General features: G+C 43.0%; 15 protein-coding genes and 1 pseudogene. 10 read left to right on the top strand and 6 right to left on the bottom strand.

Annotated features, from left to right (window positions below):
- The 7 genes and pseudogenes from F6J94_RS19245 to F6J94_RS19215 form a co-directional block, all read left to right on the top strand.
- Window positions 1–249 (top strand): annotated as a pseudogene (locus F6J94_RS19245) (hypothetical protein); the annotation flags it as partial.
- Window positions 250–816: 567 nt separating this feature from the next.
- On the top strand, window positions 817–1029 hold the full coding sequence (locus F6J94_RS19240) for a hypothetical protein (protein ID WP_158069760.1): 213 nt from the start codon (window positions 817–819) through the stop codon (window positions 1027–1029).
- A gap of 60 nt (window positions 1030–1089) precedes the next feature.
- Window positions 1090–1284 carry a hypothetical protein gene (locus tag F6J94_RS19235; protein ID WP_075902840.1) on the top strand — a complete coding sequence of 65 codons (195 nt, stop codon included), beginning with the start codon at window positions 1090–1092 and terminating at the stop codon, window positions 1282–1284.
- A gap of 115 nt (window positions 1285–1399) precedes the next feature.
- Entirely contained in the window at window positions 1400–2323 is a 924-nt protein-coding gene (locus F6J94_RS19230) for a Uma2 family endonuclease (RefSeq protein ID WP_075902842.1), read from the top strand.
- Between the two features lie 489 nt (window positions 2324–2812).
- Window positions 2813–4018 (top strand): Coenzyme F420 hydrogenase/dehydrogenase, beta subunit C-terminal domain, encoded by a 1206-nt coding sequence (locus tag F6J94_RS19225; protein WP_070394912.1) that lies wholly within the window; start codon window positions 2813–2815, stop codon window positions 4016–4018.
- A 176-nt stretch (window positions 4019–4194) separates the two neighbouring features.
- Window positions 4195–4713, top strand: a complete 519-nt coding sequence (locus F6J94_RS19220; protein WP_293019076.1) for an MBOAT family O-acyltransferase — start codon at window positions 4195–4197, stop codon at window positions 4711–4713.
- A gap of 91 nt (window positions 4714–4804) precedes the next feature.
- The gene (locus F6J94_RS19215) at window positions 4805–5269 is read left to right on the top strand and encodes a hypothetical protein (RefSeq protein WP_075902844.1); all 465 of its coding nucleotides are present in this window, start codon (window positions 4805–4807) and stop codon (window positions 5267–5269) included.
- A 314-nt stretch (window positions 5270–5583) separates the two neighbouring features.
- Here the strand turns inward: F6J94_RS19215 and F6J94_RS19210 are convergent, their stop codons facing one another.
- The 3 genes from F6J94_RS19210 to F6J94_RS19200 form a co-directional block, all read right to left on the bottom strand.
- Entirely contained in the window at window positions 5584–5829 is a 246-nt protein-coding gene (locus F6J94_RS19210; protein WP_075902846.1) for a hypothetical protein, read from the bottom strand.
- A gap of 499 nt (window positions 5830–6328) precedes the next feature.
- A complete protein-coding gene (locus F6J94_RS19205) occupies window positions 6329–7294 on the bottom strand; it encodes an alpha/beta fold hydrolase (RefSeq protein WP_075902848.1) in 966 nt (321 codons plus the stop codon).
- A 62-nt stretch (window positions 7295–7356) separates the two neighbouring features.
- The gene (locus F6J94_RS19200) at window positions 7357–7977 is read right to left on the bottom strand and encodes a heme-binding protein (RefSeq protein WP_075902850.1); all 621 of its coding nucleotides are present in this window, start codon (window positions 7975–7977) and stop codon (window positions 7357–7359) included.
- Window positions 7978–8247: 270 nt separating this feature from the next.
- Here F6J94_RS19200 and F6J94_RS19195 point away from each other — a divergent pair, with 270 nt between their 5' ends.
- From F6J94_RS19195 to F6J94_RS19185, 3 genes are all read left to right on the top strand, one after another.
- Window positions 8248–8721 carry an EVE domain-containing protein gene (locus F6J94_RS19195; protein WP_293019077.1) on the top strand — a complete coding sequence of 158 codons (474 nt, stop codon included), beginning with the start codon at window positions 8248–8250 and terminating at the stop codon, window positions 8719–8721.
- Between the two features lie 20 nt (window positions 8722–8741).
- Window positions 8742–9089 carry a hypothetical protein gene (locus F6J94_RS19190; protein WP_293043440.1) on the top strand — a complete coding sequence of 116 codons (348 nt, stop codon included), beginning with the start codon at window positions 8742–8744 and terminating at the stop codon, window positions 9087–9089.
- A 267-nt stretch (window positions 9090–9356) separates the two neighbouring features.
- Entirely contained in the window at window positions 9357–9791 is a 435-nt protein-coding gene (locus F6J94_RS19185; RefSeq protein WP_293019080.1) for a hypothetical protein, read from the top strand.
- Window positions 9792–9964: 173 nt separating this feature from the next.
- Here F6J94_RS19185 and F6J94_RS19180 read toward each other — a convergent pair whose 3' ends face one another.
- From F6J94_RS19180 to F6J94_RS19170, 3 genes are all read right to left on the bottom strand, one after another.
- Entirely contained in the window at window positions 9965–11722 is a 1758-nt protein-coding gene (locus tag F6J94_RS19180; RefSeq protein WP_293043438.1) for a peroxidase family protein, read from the bottom strand.
- Between the two features lie 315 nt (window positions 11723–12037).
- Complete coding sequence (locus tag F6J94_RS19175) at window positions 12038–13330, bottom strand: cytochrome P450 (RefSeq protein ID WP_293043436.1); 1293 nt, start codon at window positions 13328–13330, stop codon at window positions 12038–12040.
- A 264-nt stretch (window positions 13331–13594) separates the two neighbouring features.
- A complete protein-coding gene (locus tag F6J94_RS19170; protein WP_293043434.1) occupies window positions 13595–13765 on the bottom strand; it encodes an SDR family NAD(P)-dependent oxidoreductase in 171 nt (56 codons plus the stop codon).
- Between the last annotated feature and the right edge of the window lie 321 nt (window positions 13766–14086).

Here is a 14086-nt window from a genome sequence, read left to right as displayed (position 1 = left end):
GTCGTCGAAAAGCGGCTCCTCAACGACGGCATCAGCCGGCTCGACATCGGCCGTGAGGCGTTCATCGAGAAGACGCAGGAGTGGAAGGACGAGTACGAGGCTCCTGTAGAAATCCAAGTGAGGGATTGGAAACTACCTGATACTATGACACCGATTGATTTTGGTATGCCTCGAGTAATTAGGTCTACCTTTAAGCATTTATATATTCGGCTTATCAAAGAGCCCATTAATGCTTATGGTAAAAGCTAGACAGTCATAGGTATTTGGTAAAATTTGCTACAACACTATCCTAGATTAACCAAGTAACCTAGAGTTACCCTCCGATTGCTTAACCATCCCGCCCTATTGCTAGCGGCGGTTTTTTATTGATTAGTAATCAGTCATTGGTGAATACCAGAAAACTTGTGACTGGCCACAAAGCACTTATCACCAGCTTAGTAATTACTAATCACTAATTACTAAGCTGGTGATTGGTGAATACCAGAAAACTTGTTACTGACCACAAAGCGCTAATCACTAATCACTAATTACTAAGCTGGTGATTGGTGAATACCAGAAAACTTGTGACTGGCCACAAAGCACTAATCACTAATTACTAATCACTAATTACTAATCACTAAGCTGGTGATTGGTGAATACCAGAAAACTTGTTACTGGCCACAAAGCACTAATCACTAATCACTAATCACTAAGTAGTCATTGGTAAATACCACAACACATAGTCCAACTTTGTATAATTAAGTACTGTCTAGCTGGACTATTGGTCAAGTCCAGCAAACAGTGATAGACTTTCTGCTTACTTATAAGAGACCGAAGGTGGCATTTAAAAAGTCAAACAGCCTGATGCGTCTAGGTTTGAGGAAGTTGCGATTAGCCCGAAGGGCGTTGGCTAGCGAACGCAGCCATGTATACTTTGACCACTCAGCTATCAGCCATCAACAGTTACCCTCGGACGTTATGGCCACTTGGGAAGATCCAGTAGGGGATTTCCGCTTTGGTTACAATAATGACTATCTCTCGTTTATCTAAATTGGTGAGGACTCTGGCTACCTCACCTTTAATTGTGAATACATCAGTACTTTCCCCTGGATGCAAAGTTATCAAAAGGTGTTAGGCAAATATCTGCCTTTTGAGCAGGTATTTGCAGCATTGAAGACAGCAGCAAAGAAGGGGATGAATGCTTTCTCGTTGCCGGATACTGACCCAATCAAAGCTAAACTTCGGCTTCTTTGTAAAGAAGCACTGACTGACCAGGGCATGGGGGTGATTTCTATAGGTATCTAGGAGAGTTTCCGTCCGCCAAAACCAGAGCCTCCAAAATATGATCCCATTTGCTTGGAAGCAGCACCCATTAACATAGAAGTGTCAAAACTTGGTAAACTGAAACCTTTGGACAGCCATGTCAGAGCTTACACTCTCTAAAACTATAGTGTCAATGCCAGTGGCAGCACCACCTACTCAGGCTGAGCTCCCTTGTGATGATGATATACCAATGGAAACCGCACGGCACAAAGCCCAAATGGATCTGCTCATTTATACCCTATCGCCTTGGCTAGATAATAGGTCGGATGGCTATGTCGGTGGTAATATGTTTGTTTACTACAGCGTTGCCCAACTCAAAAATAAGGACTATAAAGGACCAGATTTCTTTGTTGCTCTAGATGTACCCAAGGGAGAGCGTCGAAGCTGGGTGATTTGGGAGGAGGAAAAGGCTCCTGACGTGATTATCGAACTTTTGTCGGCAAGCACTGCTGAGCGTGACAAAAACGAGAAAAAACAGATTTATCAAAATCAGATGCGTGTGCCAGAGTATTTCTGGTTTGATCCGTTTAATCCAGATGATTGGGCTGGATTTCATCTCCAAAATAGAGTTTACCAACCGATAGAACCTAATGAGCAAAACCAACTGGTATCTCAGGCATTAGGTTTGAGCTTGGTGCGTTGGCATGGTGAGTATAACGGCATCGAAGCAACTTGGTTACGCTGGGCAAATTTGGATGGGGAGTTACTGCCCACTTCTGAGGAAAAAGCTGAGCAAGAACAACAAAGAGCCGATCAAGAACAACAAAGAGCCGATCAAGAACAACAAAGAGCTGAACAAGAACGGCAAAGAGCCGATCAAGAACAACAAAGAGCCGATCAAGAACAACAAAAAGCCGAGCAAGAACGACAAAGAGCTGATCAAGAACAACAAAGAGCTGATCAAGCGGAGTCTCAGTTGCAGCAGGTGGCGCAGAACTTGTTAGAGCAAGGGATGACGGTGGAGCAGGTGGCGAATTTAACAGGTCTGTCTGAATCTCAGGTGGCAGAATTTGGTAACTAAAAGGAGGGTTTTTCTGGTTTTCTTTTCCCTTGGTGGGTGGGCGCACGCCCTGCGCCCCTAAGGTGGTACTTTGATTGACCTGAGGGTCCAATTATCTCCTCTTTGTGCGATTGGCCGTAGGCCACGCTACGCGATCGCATGACTTAATTGAGTACAAATGTACCAAATAAGAGAAAATTAAGAGAAAATTAAGAGAAAATCCGATCAGTGTTGGCAATCGAGATATGCGATGCTAAGCATTGAGCCGCGACGGGAACGCATTTACACTCCTGTCTATTGTGTTGGAATCGATAACCAAGATCCAAATTAACGCTGACGGCTGATAGCTGATATCACCTCAAGTAGCGTGCGTGGCACAGGCTTTGGCCTTGGCCTTTGGGCCACGCGGGGCGCGTTTGGCCACGCTGTGCGAACGACGCGCTTGAGGTAGCGCATTAGCTGACGGCTGAATGCTCACCATCGTGAGACAATAGACCATTAGTTAAGCAAATGACTTCAGTGACACCTCAACCTGCCAAACATAAAAAAGCGAGAGCCTTAAAACCAAGTAGCCGACGCCCTGCCAAGGAACTGTGTAGCGAGTGTGGACTTTGTGATACATACTATATCCATTATGTCAAGGAAGCTTGTGCATTCTTAAACCAGCAAATAGCTGACTTGGAAACAAAAGCCCATGGACGTAGCCGCAATCTAGATCATCCAGACGATTGGTACTTTGGTGTTAACCAGAAGATGATCACGGCTAAGAAGATTAACCCCATAGAAGGGGCGCAGTGGACAGGAATTGTCAGTACCATTGCCATGGAAATGCTCAAGCAGGGTAAAGTTGAAGGTGTAGTCTGTGTCCAAAACACTAAAGAAGACCGCTTTCAGCCAATGCCGATCATTGCTCGTACCCCAGAGGAGGTGTTAGCAGCACGGGTGAATAAGCCTACCTTGTCTCCTAACCTCTCTGTGTTAGAGCAAGTGGAACAATCAGGGATGAAGCGATTATTAGTAATTGGTGTTGGCTGCCAAATCCAAGCATTGCGATCAGTGCAAAACGAACTCGGTTTAGAAAAACTCTATGTTTTAGGTACGCCCTGTGTCGATAATGTCAACCGTGAGGGGTTGCAAAAATTTCTAGAAACCACCAGCCGTTCACCAGAAACAGTGGTACATTACGAGTTTATGCAGGATTTCCGGATTCACTTTAAACATGAGGATGGCTCGATTGAGAAAGTACCGTTCTTTGGCTTAAAGACTAATCAACTCAAAGATGTGTTTGCCTCCTCTTGCATGAGTTGTTTTGACTATGTAAACTCCCTAGCGGATTTAGTGGTAGGTTACATGGGAGCTCCCTTTGGTTGGCAGTGGATTCTCGTTCGTAATGACATTGGGCAAGAATTGTTGGATTTGGTGCAAGACCAGTTGGAAACTCAACCAGTCATGTCAAAAGGCGATCGCAAACAGGCAGTGCAACAGAGTATTCCTGCCTATGACAAGGGAGTTACGTTACCGATGTGGGCAGCAAAAATGATGGGAGTGGTGATTGAAAAAATAGGTCCGAAAGGATTGGAGTATGCTCGTTTTTCTATTGACTCCCACTTCACCCGCAACTATTTATATCTAAAGCGCAATCATCCAGAAAAGTTAGAGGCACATGTGCCAGAGTATGCCAAGCGGATTGTAGAACAGTACAAGTTGCCAGACTAAAAACTGAGGGATTGCTCCGGTTCGGTAGAGTAAGCGATCGCGTGCCTTCCAACTCAGCTACGAGAGAAATTCTAGGTAATGGGTAATGGGTAATGGCGATGCTGATCAGCAAGCGATCGCAAAGGCTTGAGCTGAAATAACAACAATAGCAGCACTAACTCAATCCCCAATGATCAATGACCAAGCTGACGGCTAAATGCTTAGGAAAAGTCAGCAATTACTGTTCATTGGACAGGAGATCAGGGAACTGTATAAATGTAGACCTAAAGATTGGTCAGTTTAACCCTGAAGATCTGGCGGTGGGGGTAACTATTTTCTCCATAGGGTTAATCAAAAAAGTCTTGATTGCTGACACAGCTGCTGTTTATGCTACTCCAGTCTTTAATGCTGCTGCTTCAGGAGAATTGCTCACCTTTTATGATGCTTGGAGTGGTGCCTTATTTTACACGTTCCAACTTTACTTCGATTTTTCCGGCTACTCTGAGATGGCTATCGGTGCAGCACGGATGTTTGGTATTAAGCTACCACTGAACTTTAACTCTCCTTACAAAGCAGTAAACATCAGCGACTTTTGGCGTAGGTGGCATATTACCCTTTCTAACTTTCTGCGGGATTATCTCTATATTCCTCTCGGTGGTAATCGTAAAGGCGAATTGCGACGCAATCTCAATTTAATAATTACCATGCTGCTATAGATTTGGCATTAGCTGTAGTCAGATACATAAAGAGACGTCCATAAGTTGTCTTAATGGAGCTACAACTTTTCCACTTGGTATTGATTACATCTTGACTCGTTCTCGTTCCTGGCTCAAACCTGGAGATTTAGTTCTTCTTCCTCTGGAATATGAGCATTATATACATGATGGAAAACCTAGTAATCTCTTTACTGATTATGTGTTGAGTCGGGATCCGGAATATTTACTATCACTGAATTTAATTGATCAAGTTCGTTTTATCAGTGCAATATCCTTGAAGCGTGTGCAACAGGGAATAGTAGCTAAATTTAAAACCCTTCAGTCCAGGAATTCAGCTTATCAGTCTCCAACTATTAATGAGTATGGAGATGAAACAGCTAATCGAAAAGCTGATATGACCCAAAAAGAAATCAAAACTATTGCCAAAATTACTTCAAACAAGAAGATATCTGAATCTATAACTTCAAGTCAGGGAATGAGTAGCATCATCAAATTTATAAATTGGTGCAAAAATCAGAAGATTAAGGTTATAGCAACTTGGCCAAATAGAATCTAATTTGATGTTTATCAAGAACCTAGACAGCAATATTTTTTTCAAAGTATAGAATTTATCAAATTTAGAGAGTTTTTATTCTTGGTAAACCAGAAGATTTTATGTACAGTAAATCTATGTTTTATAATTCGATTTAGCACCTTCATGATTTAGGAAAAAATCAGAGAAATCAAGAGCTTATAAATTTAAGAAAACCCTATTTACAATCAAGTGAAACTAAGCGAAAATGCTCCTGTAGTCTAATATCTGTAGAGTTCAGAATTCAGAATTACGAATTGAGCTGGAATATTCCTGAACTCTGAACTCTGAATTCTGAATTAAGACCCCATTAATGAGTCTTTGGAGTCTCTTGGTGATGCCCCTATTTCTTCAGTCAATTGAGAGAGTTTAGTCGTTTCTGATTTAGGAATAATCACCGACTCTATACTCTCCCCCTCATCCAGTCGTTTAGCCACTTCTAGAATTGTATCTGCGATCACTACCGGAATCCTTACTGCTTTCGTTTGACCCAGATTCCACTTCGGCTTGCGACCACTATTTTCTCGATAACCACCACGGGGCATAACTTTACCTCACCTCTGAATCTGAAATAGTACGTTTTCCTTATATTCTACAATCTTCGGTTACTTCAATAGCTAGAGCTTGTAACACTTAACTAGTTAGTGATTTTTAGACAAAACCTGGTAATTGTAATTTTTTTTGCTATTCCGTACTTTTTATGATCAAATAACCCTATAAATTTCAGCCAATGAGGTGTCCTAACTGGAAACTACCAAAATTTATGAAGTCGCTTTAACTGATATCTTGCACCATTTTTAGTAGCCCTAGGCTAGAAAGAAACTTGAGTCCACTTAGGTAGGTGGACTTGGTTTGTCTAGCCAAAGGCTTTCGCCTAAGAGCCGACATTTCAGACTTGACGAATGGTGTATATATCGATTCCCAATAATTAGCCTAAAATAAACTGGATTTGTTAGCTAGATTAAGGGGATATCATAGTCTGTTATTCTTTCCTGTTCTGTAGCTGATATCCCGATCTCCCCATGACCTGATCTGATCACCTGATCACTTTTGTTGCCAGACTTTTAGCCAATTAGTTAGTGCTTGGGGCATTTCTGGATCTAGGGGTCGTTTCATAGCAGTAACAAAATCTTCATCTGGGTCACCTAATCTTCTGAAGCTGTGATCCAATCCAGGAAAAATATGAGTTGTCACATTCCTATTTCCAGCATCGATAAGTGCTTGCTGCATTTCTTGAGCTTCTTCTGGAGGTGTATTGTGATCCAAGGCACCGTGTAAAATTAGTACTGGGCATTTGACCTTGTCCACAAATAAATAGGGAGGATTGTCAAAATGCTCTTGAGCCGCCGGTAGGTAAGAATTAAAAGACCAATCTTCATCTCCGATGCGAAAGAACTCTTCACCCCTTTTTGCGCTAGCAATAATTTCATCAAACTGTTTGTATGTCCAATAAATTAATGGCATGTTTTTCTTGAAATTTTTGATAGTTGTACTATCTAATTTTTCAAAGGCTTCGGCTTGCCATTTGATTATCCCTTCTAGGTTGTTATAAATGCCACCTTGCCAAACAAAAAAATTAATGTCTGGGTCAGACGCTGCTAAAATTAAAGCAATTACAGCCCCTTCACTTTGACCAAGAACTCCGATTCTACTGCTGTCAATCTCAGGAATACTCCGCATCCATTCCAATGCCATCCGAGCATCATCTACCAAGTCAAATAGTCGAGTAGTATTAAAATTTCCTTCGCTTTGACCACATCCTCGCTTATCGTATCTAAATGTGGCTATCCCGATTTCCTCCAGAATTCTAGCTTCATCCCGGAACAGGTTTCGCTCTGGTAATGGTTTAGGAAACCAATCGGTTTTTGAATTATCTATATTTCCTTCTCTTGTCTGAGGAAAAGACCCTCCAATGAATAGGCAAGCGGAGGGCTTTTCCACACCTTCTGGTAGGGTAAGTGTTCCATAAATCTTTGCACCCTTGGATTCAAAGAATTCTTGTCTTTCCATTTTTAAAAAATCCTGATCATTCTAATTATCATTATTGGTAGCAGGAATAAATTAAATTGGTATTAGTCATTTACCGCTCTAATGGGAACTTGAACTTCACTGCGCTTTAGGGGTTCCGGAACAAAGGGAGAATCATAGAAAAAGCGACGGGGTTTACCAACGACGGTATACTCCGAGTGTTGGGCTAACCATTCCTTCAACTGCTCAATACTTTGTTGGTAGCTGATATAACTATAGCTACCTTTCATCCCAAGGCTGACTACTGTCATCGGTGGTATGTCTTCTACCTGAATATTCTTTTCAATCTGCTCAGGAGTGATATTACGGCGGTGGTATAGAAATGATACATAGGCAACACCAAGCTGAGCAAGGGAATCTCCCTGACTACTTTCCAGGGTACTGATCGGATAACGAGTTTCGACCGGAGCAGTCATGGAAATATCGTTAGAGCTAATATGACGGTACAGGGAGCCAAAAGCACGATTAGCTGCCTCAGACAGCTCCCCAGAGTAGGGTACTGTGGCAGCGCGATAGGCAGGGTAGTGTTTGATTTCGATTTTGCCAGCTGGGGTAGGAGGTGGAAACCCTTCTGGTAGGGGAGCAGAGGCAGCACTGAACACTCTCCATCCCAGTAAGACAATTGCCAGTAAGCCTACAGGCAAGAGAAATTTGGATAGCTTCATCAGGGAGCAAAATTAACTAACAGTGGAAGACTACGCCTTGTTTAGCAAGTTCAAGATCATTATAGTTATAAGAAGAAGGAAAAATTACGAATAACAAAAAGCGACTTGAGCATAAACCAACTAACTAACCGGACTTGATCAGCATTTCCAAATAGATAAGGAAACCAAATCCTGATTTCGGATAACACCAAAAAATCATCGGGTTGTCTTGATGCAGTCGCTTTTTTGATCAATACTAGTTTCACATCTCCTTTTAAAAGCCTATAACTAATGAATTACTGGTTGATGAAGTCGGAACCACAAGTCTATAGCATCACTGATCTGGAAAAAGAAGGTAAAACAATTTGGGATGGGGTTCGTAATTACCAAGCTCGAAACTTTCTGCGTGAAATGAAGGAGGTAGACTTGGCTTTTTTCTACCATTCCAATACTAAACCCCCTGGAATTGTGGGCTTAATGGAAATTATTAAAAGTGAAGTAGTTGACCCGACTCAATTTGACCAAACTAGCCGTTACTACGACCCCAAATCAAGTGTTGAATCTCCGCGCTGGCATACTGTGGTAGTGCAATTTGTCGAGGTTTTTACCGATTTGCTAGAGCTTTCAACCCTTAAACAGGAGTTTAGCGACCAAGAGCTATGGGTTACTAGACGTGGAAATCGACTCTCGGTGATGCCAGTTTCTCAGACAGTAGCTCAGAAAATTCTAGGCATCACTCAAGCCAAAAATCCAAGTCAAAGGTAATATTTCAGGCCGATTAATGAATGATAAACTTGTCACGAGCAGTAAAATGGCGAAGACGCCTAAGACTTTGGGGGTTATTAACCCTAGCACTTTTTTTGTGTGGCTGGCTGCTAATTAATACTCTGAGATTGCAGGCAGCAGCATCAGCACCTGTGGATACGTTCTTTGTCCTAGGGGGGAGTATTCGTCGAGAAATCCATGTTGCTGAATTAGTCAAACAGCACCCAGACAAGCGAATTCTGATTTCTCATGGATCCCCAGACCCCTGCATTTGGCTAATTTTTCAGCGGGAGATGGCATCTTCGGAACAGGTTTGGTTAGAAAAGTGTGCTAATTCTACCTTTGGTAACTTTTTCTTTAGCTTCTAGCAAAAGAAGCCCCACAACGAACATTCGCAGCATGAGTGTGGGATGAATTTTGCACAAGATATTTATGTAATAGGGAACAATTACGATTGAAGATCGTCTATAATAAAAGAAGTAGGGAAGACAAATTAAGAGCTAACCGCCACCTACTTACTAAAAATAGAACTTATTTATTGTTCCGGCGCGGAGGGGCATCCAGTGTCGTTAATAAAGCTTACCGAATATCCGTTCCCGTTAGGTGGAGTTGGTAAGAAGCCCACACTGTAATCTTTGATAAGCGTGTGGGAGTATGTCACTATCCCAATTTTCCGGCGTTGGGGTGTTCGTAGGGTTAAGTTAATTACCTCTTGCACCCATCTACCACGGGCTCAGTGGATGGCGCAAATTCTACTGGGAGCTCATGGGATTTGGGTAGACACAGATTTGGTGCCAGAGAAAGGTATTCCTGGTAATTCAGAATCCCCTCTCAAAACTGGGATAGACATTGCTCGCAGCTTGGTTTGGGCGCTGCTGTCTCAAGTCATTCAACCCCGATGCTCTGATCTAATCCAGCTCACGGATGTAGACATGAAGGCTTGGGGTGAGTCGGGTTTCAAGTGTGAGCGTCAGGGCGGAATTTCCTCAGGTGCGACCCGTGGCGAATTTATAGCAGAAGTCAGAAGTCAGAAGTCAGAAGTCAGAAGTCAAACTCTTGCGCTTACTTAGGTTTGAGACTTTTGTCATGTCCGCGCCTGCCCTGGCGACTGCTATAATTCTTAATGGGTCAAGCGCACCTAGGGAGATTTGATCTCTACTGTCATTGGTGCAAACCAAAAGCAACAATCCCCGTCTCTGAGCGAGCGGAGATTGTCAATTAACCCAAAGGTTCAACTGAGCCATTATTTGACTATGCGCTTCCAGGGAGCAAAGCCATTTTCAACACCCTTCAGACTAGCAGCTAAGCTGGGGTAATGTCGGAGCACAACACTTATGAAAGTGTTCTTTTCAATCCAGTCCAAACCGAATTGAGTATAGATTTCGGCAGTGTAATCCTTGGTAAAGAAGCGATCGCTTTTCAGTCGTCGGGATGCCATCAGAATGAATATCCGAAAGGCGGTATCGCTGAAACCAAATCCCTTGGGAGGATTTTCGGCAAACATACCTATCATTAGGTCTACACTATCGATATCATTGTTGTAAACCTCCCGCAATTCTTTCGCCCATTCTGGCTTCTCAGTGATTTCCTCGAAGGATTTAACTCGATCGCGACCAATTAGTTCCCGGAACTGGTTGTAGCGGGGAACCCCTCGCTCCCGGTCTCGCAGGATATCTACAGCAGCTAAGTCAAATACTTCACCGTTGTCCCTCACTAGCTGCTGCAATTTCTTTGGATAATTGTAAAGGGTGACAGCACCTGGGTGGCTGATTCCGAAGGTGTAGAATAAATCAGCTATATCTACCTGTTCTAGAATGGCACGTGAGCGCTTGCCAGAAACTTCAAAAAAGTCTTTCGTCAGCAGCTCTTTACCGTCTTTAACTGAGTAAAACGGGAATTCATCAGGGATGAGGGGATGCATCCGATACACAGAAACGAATTCTTCGGTGAGGTAGAACGGAGCAGTATGGTGGTCAGTGGCTGAGCCGATAATGCCGCTGACTGCTTCACTGTCCCCAAGACGCCCAAAGCGATTTTTGAATTCCTGACCTAATAGACCCCACCAATTAGCTCTCATGGCAACTTGCAAGGCGGGATGTCCCAGGATGCCCGGAGTCCATTCCACAGTATGAATTTTAGCCAGCAAGGCAGCATTAATCAGTCGAGCGTGGTCGAACAGGTCATCATCTGTCCAGTCAGGATATTGTTTTTTCAGATGATCACAGATAGTGTTGTGCTCTTTGACGAACAGGATATGCAACATGCTCAGTCCTATCCACCAGTTATCGTCAAAGCCCACAATATCGATTCCATTCTCTGGGTTGACAGGTAACAAACCGTCATCACCAATGATCATCTTACCATCGACATGGCTACGCACCTTATCGATAGTTTCCTGATAACTGCCATAGATTTGGGAAGCATCCCACCAGTGAGTTTCTCTGTTGATAAAGGTTGGGGGATTGTTGGTATCGTCTTCAGAACGAGTAGGGTCTTTTGGAGTTTTTTCGATTTCCAGAGGTCGATGCTCTTCGGGCCAGGGGTCATCCTGTTCCAGAGGAATCTCGATTTTTTCCTGGGACTCATTATAGCCATGAGAAAACCAATCGTGGGTCTGGAATTGAATCCAGGCTGCAGCTGTTAGGTTTAAGGTCGAAGCTGGTACAAATTCATCCCGGGTCAATAACTTCCGACTGATCGTACGGGGGTTGGGATTGAGTAAATTCTTTTCGTCGGGGTATGCGTATTTCAGGGCTACATTGCGTCCAAAGCGGGTGCCAGCCATCCCCATTTTGGGATCATTGGGGTCATTAAATGAACCATCCGCTGTACGAATTTTAAGATGGCGACCATCAGGACTAGGAGTCGGTTCAGGGGGCTCCCCTTTTGTGGGTAATTGGGAGGTATCGTGCAGGTTTTCTTCCCGCATATTCTCGCGGAATTTATTTAATTTGAACAGGGCTAGAGGAGTAGGAAACTTATGCCAAGGTTTCTTTGTCATTGTGCTAATTCCTTTAGTTTTTATTACCGAGGTATTTAGTGTTTTAGGTTGGGAGTGTCAGGAATTCCGGTCAGAGCTTACTGCTCACTCCTAAGCTTAGGTGAATAGGACTGAGCATGATCTTAATTAATCCTTAATTCACCGTTGTCTAGCTCTTTCTATTTCTTAGTTTTTTATGTTGATCATAACTCATTAATTTATAAATTAAAGAGGATTGACTAATAAATCTAGTGTTGTATAATTTACAGGGATTGACAGTACCCATCTCGGGTACTCTTTGCTGATCACTCAACTGTCAATTAATTTCACAAGCCGTCAAGGGTTAACAAATTGGATATCCTTTTCTGGGAAGTAGGCTGGTAGAGGGTCTCGGGAGAGTACATTGGTTTTGGATGTCAGCTGCTGCTGGTCTAGGAGAATTGCGATCGCACTCTTACAAACAAACAGGATCAAATCCCTTCCGGGGCAAGTACGAGATCCTCTGAGAAACAAATTGGAGTAAGTCGAATTGTCCTGATCCCTCGGATCTAGCCATCGTTGAGGTACAAACGAATCCGTGGATGGGTCTAAAGAACGTTCCCGTTGCATGATTGGGAAAAAGTGTAGAATTTCCATGTCTGGCGGAATACGGGTGTTATTATAAGCGTCGCCAGCTGTTGTAATGTGAAAGGTTCTGGTCACTGGAGGGAACAAACGACCAGTTTCCAACAAACAAGCTTCTAAATAGCTGAGTTTAGCAATGGTTGAGGCTTTCTCTAACGAACCCGCTTCCTTGATTTCCTGTCGCACCCGTTCGAGCACTTCTGGTCTAGAGGTAATCATAGTCAGGGTTCTCGCCAGCAAGTCAGTCCCTGAACCAGTAAAGGTAAACATCCAGTGGGGGATTTGTTGCAGGAGTTCCTCTTCAGTAGTGTAGGGCTTTATGCCATGAGCCATAGACAACAGGCATGGCTTTTCAGACGCTTCGCTGCCTTCCCAAAGCTGCTCAAGAGTTTCATAAAATTTTTCTAAACGCTTAGTTTCAAACCTTCCCAATAGAATCCGCTTGATCGGATTTCCCACCATTGAGAATAACACCTGTATATCCTTGATCAACCGCTCAGGAGCAACATTTTCTCCAAACACGATGCCAAGCATTGCCTGACCCATAAATTTCCGGATATCCTCAATGTTGGACACTGGGTTTGAAAAAGCATGATTTACCTGTTCGAGGAAAGCCTGTTGGTACTGGTGCTGGCAACCTGTGCCAAGCACTCCCTCATTATAAGGTCTCAGGCGCTGCCACTGTTGATCATGGCTGATAGTGAGGGCGTTGGGGGCAAGAAAAGACATACCATCCTTCTTGAGATTGCCTTCGATATAGCCTTGGCTGTCTGGTGGGTCTTGTAAAATCCGGTCTGATAAGTCACGCCCAGATACTAGCAAGACTTTCTTGAGAAGAAAGTTTAGAATGACATTTTTACTACCATAGCGTTTGATTACATCACCAATCCAACCCCCTAATACTTTTTCAAGGTCGAAACCACGGGGGTTACGGATAAAGCCACTGGCTAGATTACCCAGAAGCCGTAACAAGTCGAGTACATTGGTAGAAGGGTAGGTGTTCATTATTCATTGCTCATTGTTTTGTTTACAAATCTTTCTTGAGGCTTTCTTTGAAACTTATCCATTGCTTCTATTTTCATGAAGGCTATCAGCTTAAGCCAGAATTTATCAATCCACTGCCTAATCAGAACTAGTGGCTCCTTTCTTGCATGTTTCTTACCACTTGGTTTACTAGATTTCGGGGCATAAATCTTATACTCAGGGCAAGCAACTGGTTTTTGAGACCAGGGACAACACCGGAATAACCCTGACAAATGTCCCAAATTTTTACCTAAAATCCTCGGCCAGTTGAGATAGTTTCGACTCACTTCTGGCGACTAACACTAACTTGTAGCCATCGCGAGCAAATAACTTGGTAAATTCATAACCAATTCCACTGGATGCACCAGTAATCAGAGCCGTTTTGGGAAGATCCTTTACCTGATTTTTTAGATTCATTTGAGGTGTATTTTTACAAAAATTAACCCAGAAAATATTGAAGAATTATTTCGATAGCCTTTCCAAAGGAATTGGAAACAAGGATTAGAGTTTTTTCATTACAAAAAATCCCTAGATACTTGATTACCTCTAGCATGCATGCCTGTTGCCTCTTGCCTTTCCCTAAGGGATTATGTTCACAACTCAAATGGAAATGCTATGTAGGTTATAGTTATCCACTAGTAGTTGTAACTTAAATTACATTTTCAGCAGAACACCAGATCCTAGGGCAATGAAAAATCAAACCAATGAAGCACACAGAGGGACTCTAGTTGAGGTATA

Origin of the sequence: Moorena sp. SIO1F2 (genome assembly GCF_010672755.1) — a bacterium.
In the GTDB taxonomy this organism is placed as follows: Bacteria; Cyanobacteriota; Cyanobacteriia; order Cyanobacteriales; family Coleofasciculaceae; genus Moorena.
Note: the sequence above shows the minus strand (reverse complement) of the source record. Positions and strands in the feature narration are given on the sequence as shown.